This is a genomic window from Streptomyces sp. NPDC002742 (assembly GCF_042888885.1).
Classification (GTDB): Bacteria; Actinomycetota; Actinomycetes; order Streptomycetales; family Streptomycetaceae; genus Streptomyces.
The window spans coordinates 69,415-89,871 of sequence record NZ_JBIAQF010000028.1; the positions used below are offsets into that span (position 1 = coordinate 69,415).

The 20,457-nt window shown below is 71.2% G+C and carries 22 protein-coding genes and 2 pseudogenes; 15 read left to right on the forward strand and 9 right to left on the reverse strand.

All coding sequences use genetic code 11. From position 1 onward, the window contains the following. Positions 1 to 35: 35 nt before the first annotated feature. A complete protein-coding gene (locus ACFYW8_RS36035; RefSeq protein WP_389088537.1) occupies positions 36 to 875 on the reverse strand; it encodes a TIM barrel protein in 840 nt (279 codons plus the stop codon). A gap of 621 nt (positions 876 to 1,496) precedes the next feature. On the opposite strand from ACFYW8_RS36035, the gene ACFYW8_RS36040 reads away from it, so the two are divergent. The 12 genes and pseudogenes from ACFYW8_RS36040 to ACFYW8_RS36095 all read left to right on the forward strand — a co-directional run bounded on the left by ACFYW8_RS36040 (position 1,497) and on the right by ACFYW8_RS36095 (position 9,648). Further along, on the forward strand, positions 1,497 to 2,300 hold the full coding sequence (locus ACFYW8_RS36040; RefSeq protein WP_389088540.1) for a phosphate/phosphite/phosphonate ABC transporter substrate-binding protein: 804 nt from the start codon (positions 1,497 to 1,499) through the stop codon (positions 2,298 to 2,300). 540 nt (positions 2,301 to 2,840) lie between these two features. Continuing rightward, positions 2,841 to 3,032: a hypothetical protein gene (locus ACFYW8_RS36045; RefSeq protein WP_389088543.1), complete on the forward strand. Its 192-nt coding sequence runs from the start codon at positions 2,841 to 2,843 to the stop codon at positions 3,030 to 3,032. Continuing rightward, positions 3,032 to 3,478: a hypothetical protein gene (locus ACFYW8_RS36050; protein WP_389088546.1), complete on the forward strand. Its 447-nt coding sequence runs from the start codon at positions 3,032 to 3,034 to the stop codon at positions 3,476 to 3,478. Before ACFYW8_RS36045 ends, ACFYW8_RS36050 begins: the two co-directional genes overlap by 1 nt. Before the next feature lie 61 nt (positions 3,479 to 3,539). Then, on the forward strand, positions 3,540 to 3,800 hold the full coding sequence (locus ACFYW8_RS36055) for a YciI family protein (RefSeq protein WP_365868415.1): 261 nt from the start codon (positions 3,540 to 3,542) through the stop codon (positions 3,798 to 3,800). Between the two features lie 37 nt (positions 3,801 to 3,837). Then, positions 3,838 to 4,464 (forward strand): MFS transporter, encoded by a 627-nt coding sequence (locus ACFYW8_RS36060; RefSeq protein WP_389088554.1) that lies wholly within the window; start codon positions 3,838 to 3,840, stop codon positions 4,462 to 4,464. Between the two features lie 10 nt (positions 4,465 to 4,474). Next, a complete protein-coding gene (locus ACFYW8_RS36065; protein ID WP_389088749.1) occupies positions 4,475 to 4,966 on the forward strand; it encodes an adenylyl-sulfate kinase in 492 nt (163 codons plus the stop codon). A 320-nt stretch (positions 4,967 to 5,286) separates the two neighbouring features. Further along, positions 5,287 to 5,547, forward strand: coding sequence for a thiamine-binding protein (locus ACFYW8_RS36070; protein WP_261704542.1), 261 nt, complete (start codon positions 5,287 to 5,289; stop codon positions 5,545 to 5,547). Then, entirely contained in the window at positions 5,544 to 5,912 is a 369-nt protein-coding gene (locus ACFYW8_RS36075) for a helix-turn-helix domain-containing protein (RefSeq protein WP_389088561.1), read from the forward strand. Before ACFYW8_RS36070 ends, ACFYW8_RS36075 begins: the two co-directional genes overlap by 4 nt. 174 nt (positions 5,913 to 6,086) lie before the next feature. Beyond that, positions 6,087 to 6,584: pseudogene (gene uraD, locus ACFYW8_RS36080) on the forward strand (2-oxo-4-hydroxy-4-carboxy-5-ureidoimidazoline decarboxylase); the annotation flags it as partial. 119 nt (positions 6,585 to 6,703) lie between these two features. Continuing rightward, entirely contained in the window at positions 6,704 to 7,105 is a 402-nt protein-coding gene (gene uraH, locus ACFYW8_RS36085) for a hydroxyisourate hydrolase (RefSeq protein WP_365868411.1), read from the forward strand. A gap of 5 nt (positions 7,106 to 7,110) precedes the next feature. Then, positions 7,111 to 8,088, forward strand: coding sequence for a factor-independent urate hydroxylase (gene pucL, locus ACFYW8_RS36090; RefSeq protein WP_365868409.1), 978 nt, complete (start codon positions 7,111 to 7,113; stop codon positions 8,086 to 8,088). Positions 8,089 to 8,271: 183 nt separating this feature from the next. After that, positions 8,272 to 9,648, forward strand: coding sequence for an 8-oxoguanine deaminase (locus tag ACFYW8_RS36095; protein WP_389088572.1), 1,377 nt, complete (start codon positions 8,272 to 8,274; stop codon positions 9,646 to 9,648). Between the two features lie 169 nt (positions 9,649 to 9,817). Here ACFYW8_RS36095 and ACFYW8_RS36100 read toward each other — a convergent pair whose 3' ends face one another. Next, positions 9,818 to 10,633 carry a chitosanase gene (locus tag ACFYW8_RS36100; RefSeq protein ID WP_389088577.1) on the reverse strand — a complete coding sequence of 272 codons (816 nt, stop codon included), beginning with the start codon at positions 10,631 to 10,633 and terminating at the stop codon, positions 9,818 to 9,820. A 167-nt stretch (positions 10,634 to 10,800) separates the two neighbouring features. On the opposite strand from ACFYW8_RS36100, the gene ACFYW8_RS36105 reads away from it, so the two are divergent. Continuing rightward, positions 10,801 to 11,145 (forward strand): hypothetical protein, encoded by a 345-nt coding sequence (locus ACFYW8_RS36105; RefSeq protein WP_389088583.1) that lies wholly within the window; start codon positions 10,801 to 10,803, stop codon positions 11,143 to 11,145. A gap of 45 nt (positions 11,146 to 11,190) precedes the next feature. Here the strand turns inward: ACFYW8_RS36105 and ACFYW8_RS36110 are convergent. The 4 genes and pseudogenes from ACFYW8_RS36110 to ACFYW8_RS36125 all read right to left on the reverse strand — a co-directional run. Then, a pseudogene (locus tag ACFYW8_RS36110) lies at positions 11,191 to 11,454 on the reverse strand (acyl-CoA thioesterase); the annotation flags it as partial. 5 nt (positions 11,455 to 11,459) lie between these two features. Further along, positions 11,460 to 12,095, reverse strand: coding sequence for a hypothetical protein (locus ACFYW8_RS36115; RefSeq protein WP_389088587.1), 636 nt, complete (start codon positions 12,093 to 12,095; stop codon positions 11,460 to 11,462). A gap of 54 nt (positions 12,096 to 12,149) precedes the next feature. Beyond that, positions 12,150 to 12,800, reverse strand: a complete 651-nt coding sequence (locus tag ACFYW8_RS36120; protein ID WP_389088592.1) for a histidine phosphatase family protein — start codon at positions 12,798 to 12,800, stop codon at positions 12,150 to 12,152. Positions 12,801 to 12,974: 174 nt separating this feature from the next. After that, positions 12,975 to 14,183 (reverse strand): pyridoxal phosphate-dependent aminotransferase, encoded by a 1,209-nt coding sequence (locus ACFYW8_RS36125; RefSeq protein WP_389088598.1) that lies wholly within the window; start codon positions 14,181 to 14,183, stop codon positions 12,975 to 12,977. Between the two features lie 84 nt (positions 14,184 to 14,267). Between ACFYW8_RS36125 and ACFYW8_RS36130 the strand changes: the two genes are divergently transcribed. Next, complete coding sequence (locus ACFYW8_RS36130) at positions 14,268 to 14,906, forward strand: winged helix-turn-helix transcriptional regulator (protein ID WP_389088603.1); 639 nt, start codon at positions 14,268 to 14,270, stop codon at positions 14,904 to 14,906. Positions 14,907 to 15,121: 215 nt separating this feature from the next. Here the strand turns inward: ACFYW8_RS36130 and ACFYW8_RS36135 are convergent, their stop codons facing one another. Genes ACFYW8_RS36135 through ACFYW8_RS36145 form a run of 3 tightly spaced genes read right to left on the reverse strand, consistent with a single transcriptional unit; the run spans position 15,122 to position 18,783 of the window. Next, positions 15,122 to 15,955 (reverse strand): hypothetical protein, encoded by an 834-nt coding sequence (locus ACFYW8_RS36135; protein WP_365868391.1) that lies wholly within the window; start codon positions 15,953 to 15,955, stop codon positions 15,122 to 15,124. Then, positions 15,955 to 17,217, reverse strand: coding sequence for a VWA domain-containing protein (locus ACFYW8_RS36140; protein WP_365868389.1), 1,263 nt, complete (start codon positions 17,215 to 17,217; stop codon positions 15,955 to 15,957). Before ACFYW8_RS36140 ends, ACFYW8_RS36135 begins: the two co-directional genes overlap by 1 nt. Before the next feature lie 54 nt (positions 17,218 to 17,271). Next, positions 17,272 to 18,783 (reverse strand): IucA/IucC family protein, encoded by a 1,512-nt coding sequence (locus ACFYW8_RS36145; protein ID WP_389088613.1) that lies wholly within the window; start codon positions 18,781 to 18,783, stop codon positions 17,272 to 17,274. A gap of 92 nt (positions 18,784 to 18,875) precedes the next feature. Between ACFYW8_RS36145 and ACFYW8_RS36150 the strand changes: the two genes are divergently transcribed. Further along, positions 18,876 to 20,405: an IucA/IucC family protein gene (locus tag ACFYW8_RS36150; protein WP_389088618.1), complete on the forward strand. Its 1,530-nt coding sequence runs from the start codon at positions 18,876 to 18,878 to the stop codon at positions 20,403 to 20,405. Positions 20,406 to 20,457 lie beyond the last annotated feature (52 nt).

Below are 20,457 nucleotides of genomic sequence, written 5' to 3' on the forward strand. Positions count from 1 at the left end.
TCTCTGGAATCTCTGTCACGTCATCGGGGTGCCGCTCAGCGGGCGGCTCGGGCGTCGGCGGGCAGCCAGTCGAAGGACTCGGCGCTCGGCCGGTCGCCCGGCTTGTACTCCAGGCCGACCCAGCCGTCGTAACCGGCCTTGTTCAGCTGGTCGAGGAGTTCCTCCAGCGGGAGGGTGCCGGTGCCCGGGGCGCCGCGGCCGGGGTTGTCGGCGATCTGCACATGACCGGTCCGGTCGGCGTGGTCGGCGATCACCCGAGGCAGGTCCTCGCCGTTCATGGAGAGGTGGTAGAGGTCCATGAGGAACCTGGCGTTGCCGAGGCCGGTGGCGGCGTTGACCTTGTCGACGACGGCGACGCCGGCCGGTGCGGTCACCAGCGGGTAGCGCGGCGACTCCCGCTCGTTGAGGGTCTCGACGAGGAGGATCGCGCCGATGCGGTCCGCCGCCCGCGCCGCGAGGACGAGGTTCTCCAGTGCGAGCGCGTCCTGCTCGGCGGGGTCCACGCCCTCGACGCGGTTGCCGTACAGGGCGTTGAGCGCCGTGCAGCCCAGCGACCCGGCGAACTCGGCGGCCACGTCGACGTTGGCGCGGAACCTCGCCGACTCCTTCCCCGGGATCGACAGGGCGCCCCGGTCGGGACCGGGCAACCGCCCGGCGTAGAGGTTCAGCCCCGTCAGCCGGACGCCCGCGTCCTCGATCGCCCGCTTCAGGGCGTCGAGTTCGGACTGCCCGGGGGTGGGGGAGTCGACCCAGGGCCACCACAGCTCGACCGCGGTGAAGCCCGCCGCGGCGGCTGCCGCGGGGCGCTCCAGGAGCGGGAGTTCCGTGAAGAGGATCGACAGGTTGACGTTGAAGCGCTGGTCCGCGAATCCCATGGAGGTCGGCGCTCCCTTCCGCGCCGGCGGCCGTTCTCTCGGCCGGGCCGGCGATCTGGTTTATTTCGTATGGTGGAAGTTAGTTTCTTCTCAATGGAAGATTGCCGCCGTGCCTCGGGGCTTGTCAAGGGGGGTGCCGACGGAAAGCCGTGGCCGTGACCCGCTCGGGCCGCACGGGGCTGCCGGGATGTCCGCGGCGCGCGGTGGGTTGAGCCCGTGCGATGGGGATCGGAGTCCCGCTGCCGGCGGCGACCATGCGGTCGCCGCCGGCAGCGAGCCGGCGGAGCCTGCCAGGTCCCGTGCGGCGGGCCTGGGCTGGAGTTGTTCCTCGCGGAGGGCCCGCATCCCGACGCGCGGAGTCAGCGGCCGCAGACGGGCGGGGGTCTGGTTCCGGTCCCCGTGCGAACGGGGCGCCTGCATCCGATGGTGGCTGCGCTCGAAGCCCCGTCGCCGACGCGCGCTCAAGGTCTGTGGCGGCGCCGCGTTCCGCAAAGAAGCCGGTCTCGAACGGCACTTCCGCGCCTCACGGGCCGCCCGCGTCATGGCGCCCACCACCGGCGCTCTCCTCGACCTCACCGGCCGCGCTCTGCTCGGCCTGCCGCTCCTGGACGGAGCAGCCAAGTGGCCGCACCCCTGACACCGGGCGCTGTCGCCTACGACCCCAAGGTCGTGACCATCTGGGACGGCTTCCGCTCATGGCTCCGCGCCCACGGGTTCCCGTTCGACTACGTCATGTACTCCCATTGCGAGCGGCAGGTGACCGAGTTGCTCGCCGGACGAGTCGACATCGCCTGGAACTCCCCGCTCGCCTTGGTGCGCGCACGGCGTCTCGCCTCCGCCAACGGTCAGCAGGTACGTGCCGTGGCCATGTGCGACACCGACCGCGACCTCAGGTCGGTCATCGTCGTCCGAACCGACTCTCCGGTGACCGCGCCGGTCGACCTCGCTGGCCACGTCATCGGTACGGGCGCCGTCGACTCCCCCCGAGCAACCCTGCTTCCTCTCGACCACCTCCGCTCCACCGGCCTCCGGATCGACCGCTGCCGCGTCGAGCACTTCGACATCGGCACCGGGCTGCACGGCGACCACATCGGCGGCGAACGCGCGGCTGTCGAGGCCCTAAGGACTCAAGCCTGTTCCACCGCATCGGGAAGGAGCACGACATTTCCGGGGAGCCGGAACAGCATGCCGAGGGTCTCCTCGGTACAGCTCTCGACGGCCAGCCTGATGGTGCCGCCGATGTTCTCCTCGCCGATCAGGTGCTGTACGTGGATCTCTCGCTGCCGTTGCTCGTGCTGGAAGACCGCCTCGAGCGGAGCGAGCGACGACCTGAGTTCCGCGAGCTACGAACGCTGGGCCTCGATGGCCTCTTCCACGGGGCGAGCCAGGTTCGCCGCGGCGACGGCCGGCGGTACGGGCATATAACGGACGCACGGAGCGCCGGAATTCGGGGCGCCGGCGTCCTCCAGTTTGCGTAACAGCCCCAGGTACAGCAGACACGGGGGCACTTCACCCACGATTTCACCCTCGCGCGGGGCGGCGCGGTACCGATCAATTCCGGCGCCGCAGATGCCGGTGCAGGCACTCTTGTCCGCTCTTGTGTATTTGATATTCATGTATCCCCGTTTCCTGTATCGGCAGTGCAAGATCAGGATTCCTCTGCTCCTTGATGAGGGGGTAGGGGTGCGTCAGGATCAATTCGCTTCTCGGAAAGCAACGTTGCCGACATTGTCGGTTATGAGAGTGACATCCAATGAATCGAGTCATCGAAAGCGGAGGGTTGCCGGGGGGAGAGTCCAGCAGGCCCGGGCCTGATGCCGATCTACTACGGGAAGTCGCCGGACTGCTGCTCCGGGCCCGGGAGATCCTTGGTGGGGAATTGCCTTCTCGTGGAGGAGCTGGTGCGGGGCACAGGAGTACTCGGTCGAGGCACTCGTCCAGAACCGGAAGATCATCTTCGAGTCGGTGACGCACAAGCGCACCACCGAGGAATCGGGCCGCTGCTTCGTCGAGTTGGCGCACACGGTCCCCGCCCCGTCGTCCCCGGACAACGACCTGCTGCTGGCCGCCAACCGGGACATCGTCGAGCGGCTCGCCGTGGAGAACGCCATCGTCCACACGGAACTGCGACTGCCGGCCGACGGCCTCCGGTGCTGATGGAACTGGCGGTACGCACCCCGGGCGACGGGCTCCTGCCCCTGTACCACCTGGCCACCGGTCGGCCCATGGAACCGGACATCCTCCGGATCGTGCTGGGCGAGCCGGTCGCCCCGCCGCTGCTCGTGCGCCACGCCCGGCAGGTGTACCTGGAGACAGGACCCGGCGTCCCGCGAGACATCGCGGTGCACCATCCGCAGGCCGGGCCGGTCGTGTGGACGGCGAACGGCGGGTCGTGGCCGGAGATCGTGCCAGGCGCCGCGGACGAACCGGCCACGCTGCGCGCCGTTCTGGCACTCAAGTCCCGCGGCGCCCGCGTCGGACCGCTCACCGAGTCCGGCGACCGAGTGGTGACCTACCTGATCGACACACCCTCACCGGACGAACTCGACCGGCTGGAAGCCGAGGTCACGGATTCCATCGAAGTGTCGATCACCGCAGACTGAACGCGGCTCCGGCCGACCTCCGTACGCGGTCCGACCGCACTACCGAAAGGCGCCGTCCCGCATGTGGCTCGTCGAACTCTCCTTCACGGACGCCCCCGAACGCCTCGCCGCCCGTCCCGCCCACCGCGACAAGCTGACCGCGCTCCACGAGAAGGGGCTCGTCCGCATGGCGGGCCCGCTGGCCGACGACTCCGGCGCGGTCCTCGCCTTCGACGTTCCCGACCGGTCCGCCCTGGACCGACTCATCGCGGACGACCCGTACTTCAGCACCGAGGGCGTGCGGATCGAGCGGGTGCGGGAGTGGCGCCCGTTCATCGGCTGACGCCGACCCGGCAAGGATGACGGAGAGGGAACGAGCGATGGGCGGGCATCCGCAGGACTCCACCGACTTCACCGGAGCGAGCACGGACACGCGTCGCGCACTCCTGCGCCTCGCCACCTTTCGCAGGCTGTGGATCGGCGACGTCGTCTCCAGACTGGGCTATCAGACCGCCCTGTACCTCCTTCCCCTGCTCGCCGTGGTCGAGTTGCACAGCAGCGGCACGCAGACGGGGCTGGTGTCGGCGACGCAGTTCCTGCCCGTGGTCGTGCTCGCCCTCGTCGCCGGGCTCTTCGCCGACCGCGTACCCACCCGGCCCCTGATCGTGGTGTGCGCGGTCGTGCGCGCCGCCGCCCTCGCCCTGCTCGGTGTCGGCTACGCACTGTTCGGCCTCACCCTGTGGACGCTGCTCGTGATCGCCTTCGTCGTCGGCTCGGCCACGGTCTTCTACGACATCGGCTACCAGCCAGCCGTCCCCAAGGTGCTGCGCCCGGACGAGCTGGCCGAGGGCAACGGGATCCTGCAGGCCGGCAATTCGGCGACGCAGATGGCCGGACCCGCACTGGCCGGGGTCTTCGTCCAGCTGGCCGGGCTTCCTGTCCGCTCGCACCACCACGCACCTGGCCCGTCTCGCGGGTTCGACTCACTGACCGAGGAAAGAGGTTGATTCGCCCATGATGGTTCGCTCCAGACCGTGCGGCTGCGGCGTGACAGTCTGGCTCACCGGACTGCCGAGCGCGGGAAAATCCACCATCGCGCGGGTACTGGCCGACCGGCTGCGCGCCGAGGGGCATCAGGTGCAGGTGCAGGTGCAGGTGCAGGTGCAGGTGCTCGACGGCGACGAGATGCGCACCTCACTCTCCTCCGGCCTCGGCTTCGGCCGCCGGGACCGCGACACGAACGTGCGGCGCGTCGGCCTCGTGGCCGAAGTCCTCGTCCGCAACGGCCTGATCGTCCTGGTACCCGTGATCGCCCCCTACGCCGACAGCCGCAACGCCGTACGGCAGAGGCACGAGAAGAACGGCGCGCACTTCCTGGAGGTACACGTGGCGACGCCGGTGGCGGTCTGCTCCGTACGCGATGTCAAGGGCCTGTACGCCAGGCAGCCGGTCGCGGAGTCGGTCTCGCTGCTCCGGGGACTCCTCGCGGAGAAGCGCTTCGTGGCATGAGGGACGGCAGAGCCTTTGCTGCCGACCGGCACCGACACCTGCGCCCCTGTGCTCGCACCCAGGAGGAATACGGGCCGGAGCGCGAAGTGTGAGCTGTACACCAACCGGGACGACTTCTAAGGTCGTACCGGAGCGACTGGGGAATCCAGCGCCGCGATGACCTTGAACGTCTACAGTCATTCCTTCCCCGAACCGGAGGAACGGACCAGGGCAGCGGTGGACCAGGCGCTCCGCGCGGTGGTGGCAGAGTGTGCCCCCGATGTGCCCTCTCAGTCGGAGGGTTGAGGAAACATGCAGGTCAGCGATGCCTTGGGGGCACAGTGCGATTGAGAGTGGAGTTCACGACCGAGCCCTTCGATCTCGACGAGGCGCCTCGGCACGCGTTGGTCGCCCGCGAGGTCATCGAGGCGGCCGAACTGGACGCCGTGGACGTCGGCCCGTTCGGCAACACCGCGGAAGGCGGCGCGGACAGCGTGCTCACCGCGGTCGACGCGCTGCTGCGCAAGGTCCTGGAGGCGGGCGCCACCCGGGTCTCGCTCCAGGTGAACGTCGTGGGCGCGGCCGGGGAGGGTGATAAGTGACCGGAATCGGGGACGACCCCTTCGTCGCGGCGGTCAAGCCGCTGGTCGACGCCATGGGGGGAGAGATGCTGCCGCCCGAGCTGGCCGGCGTCGACGACGTCGTGCTGTCCTGGGAGGGCGCGGACGTCGTCGCCGTACGCCTGCCCCAGCTCGCCGACTCGCTGGACCACATCCTCGCGGCGCTGGAGCGCAAGCGGGGCAAGCCGCTCGCGGAGCTCGACCGCAAGGCCAAGCAGGAGGTCGTGCGCATACTGGAAGCGCGCGGGGCCTTCTCCGTGCGGCACGGTGTGGAGACCGTGGCGAGCGCGCTCGGCGTGAGCCGGTTCACCGTCTACAACTACCTGAATCGCGAAAAGGACGTCTGACCGGCGAAAACGCGCCTCAGGACGGCAAGGGTCCGCCCGCCGTCACCCGCCGCCGTCCGGAACGACCGGGCGGCGGTTTTCGTAACCCGAAGTTTTCAACAAAGTGTTGACGCGGCGTTTTCGAGGGCGTTAGCTGTCCGCAGCCCGTCCAGCACAAGGCCACGGAGGCTTCCCGTGACGTCGAGTACGACATCTGGCGGCCTCGACCGCTTCAACGCCCTTCAGGAGCGCGCGGCCCTCGCCGTCCTCCACGAGGTGTGCGCCTCCCGCGCCTGGGCGGAGCGGCTGACCGTCGCCCGCCCCTACCCGACCGCCGACGACCTGTACGCCGCGAGCGACGCCGCCACGGCCGAGCTGACCACCGCGGACCTGGCGGAGGCGATGGCCGGGCACCCGCCCATCGGGCGGCCGAAGCCCGGAGACCCGACCTCCTCCCGCGAACAGCGGGGCATGGCCGACGCCTCCGCGGAGCTCAAGGAGGAGATGCTCGAACTGAACCTGGCCTACCAGGAGAAGTTCGGCCATGTCTTCCTCATCTGCGCCACCGGCCGGACGGGAGAACAGATGCGCGACGCGGTCCGGGAGCGGATCGGCAACTCGCCCGAGCGGGAGCGGGAGATCGTCCGCGTCGAACTGGGGAAGATCAACCGCATCCGGCTCGGCAATCTCGTACACCTGGCAGAGGACGAGCCGGGCGCTCCCCTGCAAGAAGGGACCGGTGGTCCCGTACGGACGGGGTCCGGTGGTCCCGTACCCGAAGAGCCCGGCAGTCCCGTACAGGAAGAAGAGGCATGAGCACCGACACCACGGCCTCCGTGTCCACGCACATCCTGGACACGAGCCGGGGCCGCCCCGCCGAGGGCGTCGCCGTCCGACTCGCCGCCCGTGCGGGGCGCGAGGGCGACTGGCGGGCGCTCGGCGGTTCCGCGACCGACACGGACGGCCGGTGCAAGGACCTTCCGGCCCTGCCGGAGGGCACGACCCATGTACGGCTCGACTTCGAGGTCGAGGCGTACTTCGAGCCGGATTCAGCGACACGTCAAGCCGATGCGCAGCAGGACGCCCCCGCGAACCGGGACAGCGAGACGTTCTTCCCCGAGGTGACGATCACCTTCGCCGTCAGGCCGGGCGAGCACTACCACGTACCGCTGCTGCTCAACCCGTTCGGCTACTCCGTTTACCGAGGGAGCTAGCAGACATGACCGACCCTTCCCGCCGCGGCACCGACCCGTCCGACCGCGGCCGCCCCGTGCTCCTGGGCCAGAACCAGTACGGCAAGGCCGAGAACCGCGTCGTCAAGATCACCCGCGACGGCGGCACCCACCACATCAAGGACCTGAACGTGTCCGTCGCGCTGAGCGGCGACATGCGGGAGGTCCACCTCTCGGGCTCCAACGCGAACGTCCTGCCGACGGACACCACCAAGAACACGGTGTACGCCTTCGCCAAGGAGCACGGCATCGAGTCCGCCGAGCAGTTCGGCATCCACCTGGCCCGGCACTTCGTCACGAGCCAGCAGCCGATCAAGCGGGCGCGCATCCGCATCGAGGAGTACGCCTGGGAGCGTATCGAGGCCTCGGACGCCGAGTCCCGGGCCGCGGTCGCGGACGAGCCGAGGCACTCCTTCGTCCGCAAGGGCCAGGAGACCCGCGTCACCCAGATCACCTACGACGGTGAGGCCTGGGAGGTCGTCTCGGGCCTGAAGGACCTCGTCGTGATGAACACGACCGACTCCGAGTTCTGGGGCTACGTCAAGGACAAGTACACGACCCTCCAGGAGGCGTACGACCGGATCCTGGCCACCCAGGTCTCCGGCCGCTGGCGCTTCAACTGGACCGGCGACGAGCAGCAGATGCCCAACTGGGACAAGTCCTACGACCAGGTCAGGAAGCACATGCTCCAGGCCTTCGCGGAGACCTACTCCCTCTCGCTCCAGCAGACCCTGTACCAAATGGGCGCGCGGATCATCGACCACCGTGACGAGATCGACGAGGTCCGCTTCTCGCTCCCGAACAAGCACCACTTCCTGGTGGACCTGAAGCCGTTCGGCCTGGAGAACGACACCGCCGACGGAGCTGTCTACTTCGCGGCCGACCGTCCGTACGGGCTCATCGAGGGCACCGTCCTGCGCGACGGATGCGAGCCCCGCATCCCGGTGGACCTCACGAACCTGTAGGACCGCGCCCGGCGGTCCGCCCGGACCGCGCCCCGGTACTGCCGCCGGTACCCCCGACTCGGGCGCCGGCGTCACGTTCCAGGGGAGAGCGGGGGCATCCGCGCAATCACAGCACCACGGACCCGGTCGTCACCCCGCTCGGCCCCCGGGTCCGTCCGCCAACGGGAAGAACGAGGAACCGCAGTGGCAGTCCAGCGCACCGTCATCGAGAACTGCGCCATCGCGACCGTGGACGCGGGCGACACCGAGTACTCCTCGGGTCACATCGTCGTCGCCGACAACAGGATCGAGTCGGTGGGTGCCGGAAAGGCCCCCGAGAACCTGGAGAACGTGGTCCGCCGCGTCGACGGCACCGGGCATCTGGCCACGCCCGGACTGGTGAACACCCACCACCACTTCTACCAGTGGATCACCCGCGGCCTCGCCACGGACCACAACCTCTTCGACTGGCTCGTAGCGCTCTACCCGACCTGGGCGCGCATCGACGAGCGGATGGTCTACGCGGCCGCACAGGGCTCCCTCGCCATGATGGTCCGCGGCGGCGTCACCACCGCCATGGACCACCACTACGTCTTCCCCAAGGGCTCCGGCGACCTGTCCGGCGCCATCATCCGGGCCGCCCGTGAGACGGGTGTCCGCTTCACGCTCGCCCGCGGTTCCATGGACCGCAGCGAGAAGGACGGCGGACTGCCTCCGGACTTCGCCGTCGAGACCCTCGAAGGGGCGCTGGCCGCCACCGAGGCGACCGTGGACGAGCATCACGACGCCTCCTTCGACAGCATGGTCCAGGTCGCCGTCGCACCCTGCTCGCCCTTCTCCGTCTCCACCGAACTCATGAGGCAGGGCGCAGAGTTGGCCCGCCGCAAGGGGGTACGGCTGCACACGCACGGTTCGGAGACCGTGGAGGAGGAGCAGTTCTGCAAGGAACTGTTCGGCATGGGCCCGACCGACTACTTCGAGTCGACCGGCTGGCTCGGCGAGGACGTGTGGATGGCGCACTGCGTCCACATGAACGACTCCGACATCGCCGCCTTCGCCCGCACGAGGACCGGTGTGGCGCACTGCCCGTCCTCCAACGCCCGGCTCGCCGCGGGTATCGCCAGGGTCCCCGACATGCTGGCGGCCGGCGTCCCCGTCGGCCTCGGCGTCGACGGCACCGCGTCCAACGAGTCGGGCGAACTCCACACCGAACTGCGCAACGCCCTGCTCGTCAACCGGCTCGGCGCCCACCGCGAGGCCGCCCTGAACGCCCGTCAGGCGCTACGCCTCGGCACCTACGGAGGGGCCCAAGTCCTGGGCCGCGCAAGCCAGATCGGGTCCCTGGAGGCGGGCAAGCTCGCCGACCTCGTGCTGTGGAGGATGGACACCCTGGCGCACGCCTCGATCGCCGACCCGGTGACGGCGCTCGTCTTCGGCGCCGCCGCGCCGGTCACCCTCTCGCTCGTCGACGGAAAGCCGGTCGTCGAGGACAGCCGGCTCCTCAACGTCGACGAGGACGCCATCGCCCGCTCCACGCGGGACGAGGCACAGCGCCTCGCGCGGATCACCGCGCGGGCCTGAGCACCGCAGAACTCCGGCCGAGGGGGACGGCCCTCGGCCGGTGGCCGTGGACCCGAGCGGGGTCCACGGCGACCGCGGCCGGGGCGTGCATCGACGTGCGCGCCCCGGAACGGTCACACGGAGGGCGCGGCACGAGAAGCGTGCCGCGCCCTCCGCCGTGCCGCGCGCCTCAGCCGATGTGGTAGCTGTCGCCGTAGACCTTCCAGTCCAGGGGTGTGTTGAGGTTCAGGTTCCGGTTGCGTACGAACACCCGTTGCTCGGTGTCGACCCGGGTGGTGTCGGAGTGGGCCTCCTCCTGCTTCATGGCCCACACCCGGGCGTCGAGGAACGCGTTCAGGTACGTCACCTCGTCACCGCCCTGGGCCGGCGGCTTGGCCTTCGCCAGCGCGCGCCGCCGGATGTTGCTGAAGCTGGTGCTGTCGCCGCCGTCGCCGTGCATCACGATGGCGTCGTAGTACGTGAACTGGCCGAGGACGCCGATGCCGTCGGTCTTGCCCTGCCCTACGGCGGGGTTGAAGTAGACGCGGTCGCGCTCGTCGTTCTGGGCCTGCTGGAACGCGGAGTCCTGCGCGGCCCTGCGCCAGTCGGCCGGGAAGCCGGGGTCCAGGCCCTCGTGGGAGTCGCTGCCGTCGACCTCGCGCAGTGCGGGCAGGTACTTGGCCAGGACGTTGCCGGGCTTGCGCTGCGTGTACAGCTCGACGAGGTCGAGCATGTCGTGGGTGCCCGAGCAGAACCCGATGATCCCGGCGGTGTAGCCGCGCCCGTCGCCGATGTCCTCGATGTACTTGTACTGCGCCTTCCAGTCCAGCGAGGAGTTCTCCGCGCTGGAGACCAGCTTCATGGCGATCTCCTTCTTCGCCGGGTCGTCCAGGCCGACCGCGGCGGCCGTCGCGGTCTGGGTGGCGATCAGGGGACCTGCCGCCAATGAGGCTCCGATCAGGGTGAGCAGGGTGCGACGCGAAGTGCCTGTGTGGGGGGTGCGCACGGTACCTCCAGTGGGGGAGTGGTGCTGCCGCGTACTGTTAGGAAAGTTTCCTACCAGAGATCGAAGGCGGCGTATACCCGTCAGGGGAAGGCGAGTTGAGGATGCGGAGCCGAAAGCGAACCGCGTTGGGCTACGGTCTGAGCGGACGAACGGCACGAACGGCTCAGGTGTTCAGCTATGTCGCCCGGGTCGACCGCACCCTGATGTTCCTGAATCTGCTCCTGCTGATGGTGGTGGCGGCGATTCCCTGGCCCACGGCGATGCTCGCGGAGTACCCGCGCGAGGGCAGGGCGTTCCGTGTCGCCGCGGTTCGGCCAGGCCGCAGCAGGGCGGTGGCCAGGATCAGGGCCGTGGCCGCGATGGCCGTGGCCACCGTGAACGCTGGCCGGTTGCCGTCCGCCGTCGTCGCGACGACGTGCCCGCCGCGCCGGTCAGCCGCTCGGTACGGCTCGCCGCCGGTGTCGTCGGCACGGCCGGCCCCGGCGAACCGCCCGCCACCTGCGTGGTGTTGAAGAGTCCGGAGGCCAGGTCGGCGTCTGCGGAGCGGTCCGGAGAGGTCAGTCCTCGAAATGACTTGGGTCGGTGGACAGGGACTTGAAGACATCCCGGGGGCCCGGCAGGAGCCGGCGTTCCGTGAGGTCCATCAGCCCGCAGACCGCCGTGATCTCGGCGGACACCGTGCCGTCGGCCTTCCGGACGGTCTGCTCCATGCGGAAGCTCTTGCCCTCACCCCAGATGAAGGCGCACGTCACCTCGACCTCGTCACCGGCGAGCAGCTCGCGCCGATAGCGGATGGTCGTCTCCAGCACGACCGGGCCCACGCGCCTCACGTCCGCCGGGGCGAAGCCAGCGCGTACCGGGCGCCCGTGCGCGGTTCCGTGTGTTCGCCGACCTGCCAGCCCGCCTTCTCCAGCGTGGCCGCGCAGGCTCGCAGGGCCTCCGGGTCGGGTTCGTGCACGGCGACCGCCTCCGGCTGCGGTGTGGCCCGAATCCGGTAGCCGCCGCCCTCCGCTCCGGCCGGCCGGTGTCCCGCCGCCTCCAGCGCGAGCGCGGCGGCCTGCACGAGATGCGTACGCTCCCAGGCGCACGGAAGGTCGGTGGCCGCGTCCGGACGGGTCATCCGGCGCAGCTCCAGGAGCCCCTGCCAGGCGCTGCGCACCTCCCGCAGCCGCGCGGGACCCGCCTCGGGACCCTCCTCGCCGCCGATGCGCGCGGCGAACACCCCGGACGCCGCCGGAGCGGACACCTCGGCGGCGCCGGCCGGCTCGGGTGTCCGGGGGGCCTCACGCAGCCGATGCCCGGCCGGTGTCAGGAAGTGGTCGCGCGGGGGGCGGGGATGGCGGAAGGCGAGCCCGCGCTTCACCAGCGCGGCGAGCTGGGCCTCGGTGCCTCTCAGCCGCCCGGTCACGGGGTCGGCGCTGTCGATGAGGCGCCACTGCGCGGCGCTCGGCGGTCGTGTCACGGCGCGCTCCCTCCACCACCGGGTGGTGCCGCGGCGCTCCTGCCCGGCCGCGGCTCAGTGTTCCTGCGACCCCTCTCCCGCCGGGGCGAGCGGTCCATGGGAACAGTACGCGTCGGGTCTGACATTCCAGCCGGCCACCACATGACGCCGGTGCTCCGTGCTCAGGCGGCTCATCGTCCCGGTGGCGAGCTGGAAGAGGGCGCCGGACTGGGCGCTCAGCCCGAGCCGCCGCGCGGTCAGCACCCGCAGGAAGTGGCCGTGCGAGACGACGACCACGCTGCCCTCCGACTCGGCCAGCGCCGCGTCGATCCTGGCCAGGGCTCGTTCGGCGCGCGCCCCCACGTCGTCCGGGCTCTCCCCGGGGTGATCCGGCGGCCCGGCCGCGACGCCGTCCGTGAACAGGAACCAGTCGGGCCGCTCCCGGTGGATCTCGACGGTGGTGATCCCCTCGTACCCCCCGTAGTCCCACTCGCGGAGGTCGGCGTCGACGTGTGCGCCGACGATCCCGGCCAGCTCGGCCGTCTCCCGCGCCCGGCGCAGCGGGCTGACGAACGCCGCCGCGATGTGGTGCCGCGCGATCAGCGGACCGAGCCGCCGCGCCTGCTCGCGGCCGTTGTCCGTCAGCGGGACGTCGGTCGACCCCGTGTGCCGTCCGGACATCGACCATTCGGTCTCACCGTGCCGTACGAGGAGGAGGTCACCCATCGTCGCGCCCTTTCCGTCCCTGCGTCAGCCGCTGTCCCTCGTACGGTGACACCGGCCGGGCCGGGCCGCAGCACCGACTCCTCCGACCGGCCCCACCCCGTCCACCCGTCCACCCCGTCCACCCGTCCACCCGGTCCGCGCCGTCCACCCCGTCCACGTCCTCCGCCCGGTTCCCTACTGCCGGTACCCGCTCAGGAACCGCCCGATCCGGCTGATCGCCGCGTCCAGGACGTCGGCGTGCGGGAGGGTGAGAACGCGGAAGTGGTCGGGCCGCGACCAGTTGAAGCCGGTGCCCTGCACGACCTGGATCTTCTCGCGCAGCAGCAGGTCGAGGACGAACTTCTCGTCGTCGTGGATCGGATACACGGCGGGGTCGAGGCGCGGGAACGCGTACAGCGCGCCCTTGGGTTTCACGCACGAGACGCCAGGGATCTCGTTGAGCTTCTCCCAGGCGCGGTCGCGCTGCTCGCGGAGCCGGCCGCCGGGTGCGGTCAGCTCGTGGATCGACTGGCGGCCGCCGAGCGCGGCCTGGATGGCGTACTGCGCGGGGGCGTTGGCGCACAGGCGCATGGAGGCCAGCATCGTCAGCCCCTCCAGATAGCTGCGCGCGTGCTGCTTGGGGCCCGTGACGACCAGCCAGCCGGAACGGAAACCGGCGACGCGGTACGTCTTGGACAGGCCGCAGAAGGTGAGGACCACCAGGTCGGGCGCGAGGGCGGCGGCCGAGTGGTGCACGGCGTCGTCGTACAGGATCTGGTCGTAGATCTCGTCGGCGAACACCATCAGGCCGTGCCGGCGGGCGAGATCGAGGATGCCCTCGACGATCTCCTTCGGATAGACCGCGCCCGTCGGGTTGTTGGGGTTGATGATGACGACCGCGCGGGTCCGGTCGGTGATCTTCGCCGCCATGTCGTCCAGGTCCGGGTACCACTCGGACTGTTCGTCGCAGAGGTAGTGCACCGCCTTGCCGCCCGCGAGCGTGGTGACGGCCGTCCACAGCGGGAAGTCCGGGGCGGGGATGAGGACTTCGTCGCCGTCCTCGATCAGGGCCTGCACGGCCATGGAGATCAGTTCCGAGACGCCGTTGCCGAGGAAGACGTCGTCCACGCCGACGTCCAGGCCCCGGTCCTGGTAGCGCTGGGCGACGGCCCGGCGGGCGGACAGGATGCCGCGCGAGTCGGTGTAGCCGTGCGCCCGGGGCAGCATCCGGATCATGTCCTGGAGGATCTCCTCCGGGGCCTCGAACCCGAAGAGCGCCGGGTTGCCGGTGTTGAGGCGCAGCACACTGTGGCCCGCCGCCTCCAGTGCGTCGGCGTGCTCGATCACCGGGCCACGGATCTCGTAACAGACCTCGCTGAGCTTGCTCGACTGCCGGAACTCCATGCGCTGCGCCCTCCGGTTGTGGTGTTGCTTGGTTTTACCAAGTGGGAGCTTGGAAAGTCCAACAAGATAGCTAGACTGCGTCGCATGTCACCGCGCCGAAGCTACGACCAGTACTGTTCCGCCGCCCGTGCCCTCGACGCCGTCGGGGACCGGTGGACCCTCCTGATCGTCCGCGAACTGCTCGGCGGACCGCGCCGGTACACCGATCTGCACGCCGATCTGCCGGGCGTCAGCACCGACGTCCTCGCCTCCCGGCTCAAGGACATGGAACGCGACGGACTGACCACCCGACGGCGCCTGCCGCCGCCGGGGGCCGCCTACGTCTACGAACTCACCACGCGCGGACAGGAGTTGCTGCCCGTCCTTCAGGCGCTCGGGGAGTGGGGCGCGCCCGCGCTGGGCGAGCGGGGGCCCACCGACGCCGTACGGGCCCACTGGTTCGCGTTGCCGCTGCTGCGGGGGCTGGACGCCGCCGGGGCCGGCGAGGGGCTGGTCGAAGTCCACCTGGACGAGGGCCGGTTCCATGTCCGGCTGGGTTCCGGGGAAGAACCGCTCTACAGCGACGGGCCCGCCCCGCGTGAGCCGGACGCCCGGCTGACGCTGGAGACCCGGACGTGCGAGGCCGTGAACCGGGGGACCCTGACCCTGCTCGACGCGCTGCGCGAGCGGAGCGTCCACGTGACGGGCGACGGACCCCTCGCCAAGGCGCTCCGCGAGGCGTGACGCCGCGGTGGCGGGCGCCTTGCGACGGGCGCGGGCCCGCCGGAGCGAAGGCTGAGCGGCCCGCCTGAGGGGCCTGACGGGCCGCTGGAGGGCCTGACGGCGGCGCGGGGACCGGTGGGTGACGGCTCCAGGCCCGCGATGCTCCCGACCGGAGGACCGGGGCCCGCCCTCCTCCTGTGCCGGGAGGAGGGCGGGCCCCGGTGTGGGGTGTGCGGTCAGGCGCCCGGCGGAATCCGGGAAGGGCGTCCGTTGCCCCGCGTCAGCGCGTAGCCGCCGATGCCCGCGAGGGCCGCGAGGACGCCGCCGACGGCGGTCCACACCCAGCGGTCGGACCACCAGTCGGAGCCGTCGGGCCGGAGCGAGGACAGCACCGCCGTCTTGGAGCCGGAACCGTCGTCGGACGTCTTGGACGTCGTGGCGATGCCCGGGACCAAGGGCTTGGCGAGCGAGCCGTCGACCGCCGCCGAACCGCCGATGTCCTTGGAGTCCACCCGCAGTTCCGTGCTCATCGGCAGACCCAGATCGGCCGCCCCGAGACCGGTGGCGGTGAGCCGGATGTAATAGGTGCCCGGCAGCGGGTCGTTGGCCCAGGTCTCCGCCCAGGCGCGGACGGTGCGCAGGGTGCAGGACAGCTCCACGGTGGAAGCGTCCGCCGCCGCCGTCCGGGTCTGCGACCCGTACTGGCAGGCCTGGCGGCGCCGCAGACCGTCGTACACGTCGATCTGCCAGGTCTCGGCGGAGGCACGCTTGGACGCCTCGGGCAGCTTCACCGTCGCCTTCACGGTGGGCCGCTGTCCGGCGTCCGCGGGGAACTGCCAGTACAGGTAGTCACCGGTCGAGGCGCCGGCGGTGGCCTGCACGCCCTGCTCGACCTCGGTCGCCGTACGGAACGACGTACCGGCCTCGGTGGGCGCGGCGTCGTCACCGGACGGGCTCGGGGACGGCGAGGAGTCGGCGACGGCCGGGGAAGCGGCCGCCCCGAGCAGCGCGGGCGCCGCGGCGAGGCCCGCGAGAAGGACGGCGGTGCTCAGCACACGTCGGATACGCATCAGTTGGTCCTCCAGACCGAGAACCGCCAGCGAGAGATCCAGCCCCACAGCACACCCGCGAGGAAGCCGGTGAGCACCAGGGCGCCGAGCAGCCACCAGCCGCGCCCGAGGCCGAAGGAGGCCACGTCACCCGCCTGGTCGGGGCCGTCGACGACGTCCACGGTCAGTTCGAGCGGCAGTCCGGGCGTGACCTTCACGCCGGACGCGGCCGAGAAGGAGTTGGACACCTGCAGACACACGACCTCGGCGGGCGCGTTGTCGTCGTCGCTCTCGGCCTTCGGGTAGCGCAGACCGGTCGAGACGACGTCGGTGCGGCCGTTCCCGGCCGCCTCGCCGCGCACGATCTCCCGGCCGTGCACGGTGACGGCCCGCAGCAACACCCCGTAGTCGGGGTTGACCTGACGGTCGGCCGCGATGCTCACCGAGGCACGCAGCTCCTTGCCCGGCGCCACCTCCACGCGGTACCAGCGGTGCTGCGCGAACTCCTCGCGGTCGGTGTAGAGGCCCGACTTGACGGCGGGAGCGCCGGTGCACGAGTCGGTGCCCTCCACGGCCACCGGCTTCACCACCGGATCGGCGGCGCGGTCCACCAACTGGTTGACGCGGTCGCTGAGTTGCTCCTTGTGCTCCACCGAGGTGTACGTGCCACCGGTGGCCTCGGCGATGCAGCTCAGCTGCTTGCTCACCTTGACGTCGGGGACCAGACCCAGGGTGTCGATGGTCAGGCCGATGCCCTTGGCCGCGATCTCGCGGGCCACCTGGCACGGGTCGAGCGGCTGACAGGTGTCCTCGCCGTCGCTGATGAGCACGATGCGACGGGTGCCCTCACCGCCGTTGAGGTCGTCGGCCGCCTTGAGCAGGGCGGGACCTATCGGGGTCCAGCCGGTCGGGTTGAGGGTCGCGACGGCCGTCTTGGCCTCGGTGCGGTCCAGGGTCCCCACCGGGTACAGCTGGGCCGTGTCCTTGCAGCCCGTCTTGCGGTCGTTCCCCGGATAGTTGGCGCCGAGGGTGCGGATGCCGAGCTGCACCTCCTGCGGCGTCGCGTCGAGCACTTCGTTGAACGCCTGCTTCGCCGCGGACATCCGCGACTCGCCGTCGATGTCCCGGGCACGCATCGAACCGCTGACGTCCAGCAGGAGTTCGACCTTGGGAGCGGTGGCCGTGGTTTCGTCGGCGACCGCTCCGGCCGGGAAGGCGATCCCGGCGGCCAGGGCGGCGAGCAGGGCGATGACGCCCGCCGCCAGCCGTTGTCTTGTGATCATCGGCGGATCCTATTGATCAAAGGTGCCGCGCGTAAAAACGAGGGATGTCCCGCGCTACGACGAGCCGGGTCCGAAGAGCGGCTGTGGCAGCCGTGTCCACAGGTCACCGGGGGTCTCGGGGGAAAGCCGCATCAAGGTCAGCGCTTTGGTGGGGAGCGGCTCGCCGAGGAGCGCGGGGAGGTCCGCGGTAGGCGGAAGATCCGGCGCGACCGTCTCAAGGGCCTCGCGGAGCGCGGCCGCCGAACCCGCCGTCGCGCCCAGCGCGCCGCCGACGAGGGAACCGAAGAGCTTGCGCCGCAGGGCGGTCTCGTCGTCGGTCACGATGCGTCCGGACAGCCGCGGGACCGGGATGCCGTGGCGGGCGAGGCGGGCCGGGCTCACCCGGATGTCGGCCAGGTCGCGGTAGACGAGCCGGACGGGGGAGCCCGCGCGGTCGAGGATCACGAGGAGGTTCTGGCCGTGCGCCTCCAGAGCCACCCCGAGCTCCAGCAGCCGCAGCCCCACGGTGAGGACGAGGCGGGTGAACTCGGCCAGCCAGGAAGCCTTTTCGGGCAGCATGGTCAGGGGAAGGGCGGCCACCGGGACACACCGCTCGCCCGCACCCGCGTACCCGTCCGGTGACTCCCGCACCACCGCCGCGAGATCGGGGAATCCGGCGGTGGCCGCGCCGAGGGTGCGGGTGATGTGCAGCGGCGCGTCCAGGCGTACCGTGATCTCCTCCATGAAGGCCGAGACCGTGTCCGCCGTCTCCACCGAGTACACCGAGATGTCCCGTACCGACGAGGTCAGCCGCGCGCTCAGCGCTGTCTTCACATGCGGCCCGTCCGGCACCGCGAGAGTGCGCAGCGACATCAACGGGCGTGCGGCGAAACCCTCCTGGACCGGGGCGTCCAGTACATGGGCGCTCTGCCAGGGATGCACCGGGATCAGCACCCGCTCGCCGTCCCGCAGCCACTTCGGCCACTCGCCGGTGACGAGTGCGTCGTCCACCGCCACCAGACCAAGCTCCACCGACGTCCGGTGCTCCGGCCCGTACGCGAGCTGATCGGCCACCGAGAACCCCGGCCGCGAGCGGCAGTTGGGGTGGTACGGATGCCCGTCGACGATCCGCTGCTCCCACACCCAGCTCGCCTCGGACGTCCCAGGACCGTCGCCGGACGCCCGGTCCGCCCGTGACAGCGCCAACGAGGCCACGCTGTTGCCGAGTTCGGCCGCGAAGGCACCGCCGTGCGGCACGTCGAGGGCGTCGACGAGGAGCTCCGGACGCTCGTACGCCCGCTCGCCGAGCCGCACTTCGGTGACATAGGCGGAGGTGGCGTACGGGTCGGGGCGCGGTCCATGCAGCGGCCGGCCGTCCGTGAGGTGGACCGTGAAGCCGTCGCGGTCCGTCTCACGGCGGGCGACCCACGGCAGCGGCTCGTACGCCAGCGCGCGCCACAGCCGGGTCAGCACGGCGGCCCGGGCGCCGGGCAGAGCCGCCGCGTACCGCGCCGACAGATCGGGGCGTACGGCGCTCAGTTCCTCGGCGAACGCGGCCTCGGTGTCGGGCGTGGAGGGACGGTGCACAGGCGGGCTCCTTGGGTACGGGACCGGATCGTGATCGTCCGCCGGGGCAGACATACTGATCACCAGTGCACCGTATGAATCGAATGAACCGGATGGATCGCGTGGACTTCAAGCCGACCGTGTTCACCCAGTTGACCCGGGGCGACACGGACGAGGCCGCCGACGCGTACGCCGCCGCGCCGTTGCTCAATTGTCTTCTTCGCGAACTGGCCGAGCCCACCGGGCAACCGGGCGTCCACCGGCTGGGCGCGAGCGGCCGGCTGCTTCGCGTGCGGGGCACGCGGCGCCCCTTCCGGCCCGAGGCGCACACCGGCGGGGCCTGGCACCGGCTCACGCACCCGGAACTGGTCGCGCTCACCGCGGAGGAACTGCTCCGGTTCACCGGCGTGGCCAACACCGGGCTCCCCGCGGAGATGACCGACAGCCGGGACGTGGTCGCGGCCCTCCTCCGGGCCCGCGCCCGCACGGCGCCGCCCGCGGACCCGTACCTGCGCTCCGAGCAGTCCCTGATCATGGGGCACCCGTACCACCCGGCGCCCAAGACCCGTGGCGGCGGCCCGGCCGCCGACTGGCTGCCGTACGCCCCCGAGGCGTACACCCGCTTCCCGCTGGAGCTGCTCGCCGTGCGCGAGGACGCCGTCGTCGAGGAGGGCGACACGACGGCGCTGGACGCCGCGGGCCAGGCCCCGCCGGGCTACCGGCTGCTGCCCGCCCACCCCTGGCAGCTCGCGCTGACCGGCGCCCGCCCGGCGATCCGGGACGCCTTCGCGGACGGCCGGCTCCTGCGCCTCGGACCCACCGCCCGCCCGTACTGGCCGACGGCGGCCGTCCGCACGCTCTACGCCCCCGAGGACGACCTGTTCGTCAAGTTCAGCCTCGATGTCCGCATCACCAACGACATCCGCCGGCTGTGGAAGCACGACCTGCTCAAGATGCGCGCCACCGACGCGGCGACCGCCGCCGCCTTCGCCGCGCTGCCGGGGCCCGCCGCCTGGCTGAGCGACCGCGGCTACCGCACCGCCGACTTCGCCTTCGAGGAACTGGCCGTCCTGGTCCGCGACGGACTGCGCGACCACCTCGTCCCCGGCGCGACCCCGCTGCTGGCCGCCGCCCTCGTGGAGGGCTTCGACGGCAGCCCGCTCGACCGGCTCACCGATCCCGCCGCCTGGTGGACCGCGTACCTCCACCGGGTGGTGCCCCCGGTGCTGGAGGCGTTCGCCCGCCACGGAGTCGTCGTCGAGGCCCATCTGCAGAACACGCTGGTGGCCGTGGACGGGGACGGCATGCCCGTCCAGGCCCTGTTCCGGGACGCGGAAGGCGTGAAACTGCTGCCGGGGGTGACCCGCGCGGCCGGCTGGGAACGGCTCGTGTACTGCCTGGTCGTCAACCACCTCGCCGAGCTGGCCGCGCTCCTCGCCGAAAGGTTCCCGGGCACGGACCCCTGGCCCGCCGTACGACAGGAACTCCACCGCCAGGGCTCGGACCACGACCTCCCCGAGATCGCCGCGCTGCTCGCCTCGCCCACCCTCCCGGGCAAGACCAACCTGCTGCTCCGCTGGACGGACGCGGACGGCGCCGACGCGCGCTACGCGCCGCTGCCGAACCCGCTGACCGGCGCCTGACGCCCGGGAGCCGGCACCTGAGACCCCGGGGCCCGGGGCCGCGGGGGGACCT

Excerpts from the sequence above, each read along its gene's own strand:
- ACFYW8_RS36035 (WP_389088537.1), bottom strand. The coding sequence starts at position 875 with ATGGGATTCGCGGACCAGCGCTTCAACGTCAACCTGTCGATCCTCTTC.
- ACFYW8_RS36050 (WP_389088546.1), top strand. The coding sequence starts at position 3,032 with ATGGAACTGGCGGTACGCACCCCGGGCGACGGGCTCCTGCCCCTGTAC.
- ACFYW8_RS36055 (WP_365868415.1), top strand. The coding sequence starts at position 3,540 with ATGTGGCTCGTCGAACTCTCCTTCACGGACGCCCCCGAACGCCTCGCC.
- ACFYW8_RS36060 (WP_389088554.1), top strand. The coding sequence starts at position 3,838 with ATGGGCGGGCATCCGCAGGACTCCACCGACTTCACCGGAGCGAGCACG.
- ACFYW8_RS36065 (WP_389088749.1), top strand. The coding sequence starts at position 4,475 with ATGGTTCGCTCCAGACCGTGCGGCTGCGGCGTGACAGTCTGGCTCACC.
- uraH (WP_365868411.1), top strand. The coding sequence starts at position 6,704 with ATGAGCACCGACACCACGGCCTCCGTGTCCACGCACATCCTGGACACG.
- pucL (WP_365868409.1), top strand. The coding sequence starts at position 7,111 with ATGACCGACCCTTCCCGCCGCGGCACCGACCCGTCCGACCGCGGCCGC.
- ACFYW8_RS36120 (WP_389088592.1), bottom strand. The coding sequence starts at position 12,800 with ATGGGTGACCTCCTCCTCGTACGGCACGGTGAGACCGAATGGTCGATG.
- ACFYW8_RS36125 (WP_389088598.1), bottom strand. The coding sequence starts at position 14,183 with ATGGAGTTCCGGCAGTCGAGCAAGCTCAGCGAGGTCTGTTACGAGATC.
- ACFYW8_RS36130 (WP_389088603.1), top strand. The coding sequence starts at position 14,268 with ATGTCACCGCGCCGAAGCTACGACCAGTACTGTTCCGCCGCCCGTGCC.
- ACFYW8_RS36135 (WP_365868391.1), bottom strand. The coding sequence starts at position 15,955 with ATGCGTATCCGACGTGTGCTGAGCACCGCCGTCCTTCTCGCGGGCCTC.
- ACFYW8_RS36140 (WP_365868389.1), bottom strand. The coding sequence starts at position 17,217 with ATGATCACAAGACAACGGCTGGCGGCGGGCGTCATCGCCCTGCTCGCC.
- ACFYW8_RS36150 (WP_389088618.1), top strand. The coding sequence starts at position 18,876 with ATGGATCGCGTGGACTTCAAGCCGACCGTGTTCACCCAGTTGACCCGG.